This window comes from Streptomyces flaveolus (genome assembly GCF_000716535.1).
GTDB classification, from domain to species: Bacteria; Actinomycetota; Actinomycetes; order Streptomycetales; family Streptomycetaceae; genus Streptomyces; species Streptomyces flaveolus_A.
Genome location: NZ_JNWV01000141.1, coordinates 1 through 824, shown reverse-complemented (window position 1 = coordinate 824; position 824 = coordinate 1). Strand labels below are relative to the sequence as shown.

General features: G+C 67.5%; 2 protein-coding genes. Both read right to left on the bottom strand.

Annotation, left to right across the window (positions count from 1 at the left end; all coding sequences use genetic code 11):
- Window positions 1–528 (bottom strand): AMP-binding protein (locus tag OO52_RS54160; RefSeq protein WP_280923325.1); only part of this gene is annotated, 528 nt, incomplete at its 3' end.
- The coding region (locus OO52_RS54155; RefSeq protein WP_280923324.1) for a condensation domain-containing protein at window positions 482–824 on the bottom strand (343 nt) is incomplete at its 5' end. The genes OO52_RS54155 and OO52_RS54160, both read right to left, overlap by 47 nt.

The window sequence follows — 824 nt, the reverse complement described above, 5'->3', positions numbered from 1 at the left end:
GTCCAGAGCCAGAGCGGCGACATTGCGATGCGTCACCACGATCCCCTTGGGCGCACCCGTCGAACCCGAGGTATACATCACGTACGCCGCATCACCCGAACGCACACCCACCCCAGGCGCTTCACGCTGCTCCTCTCCCCCGGATGCGGAGTCGATGAGGAACGCGTCTGCCGCATCGGCCGGGAGGTGCGGCTGAGACGCGTCGTCCGTCACCACCAGCGTGGCGCCGGTGTCGGCCAGGACATGGCGGATGCGGTCGGCCGGATAGCGGGCGTCGAGGGGAACATAGACCGCCCCCGCCTTCATCAGGCCCAGCACCGTGGTGACCGTCGTGATGGAACGCTCCAGGAGCACACCGACCGCGTCACCGGGCCGCACTCCCCTGCCAATCACCTCGTGTGCAAGGTGGTTGGCGCGCGCATCGAGTTGTGCGTACGTGAGCGTGTCGGCGCCGTCCGTGACCGCCAGGGCATCGGGCGTCTCAGCCACCTGCCGGACGAACAGCTCGCCCAGCGAGACATCCGGCACGGCATAAACCGTGTCGTTGAACTGGCGCGTCGTAGATGTCGCTGGAGTACTCGACCGCACCGGTGATGCCCTGCGGCTCACCGTGAGCGCCGCGCTGCTCGGCGAGGCTGAAGAACAGGTCGAACTTCGCCGTCCCTGTCCGTCCGGGAGCCACATCGATCGTCAGACCGGGAAGCCGGAAACTCGCCTCCGGCGCATTCTGGAGCGCGAGCATGACCTGGAACAGCGGATGGTGCGACAGGGTGCGGGCCGGGTTCAGCAGCTCCACCAGGTACTCGAAGGGGACGTCCTGGTGC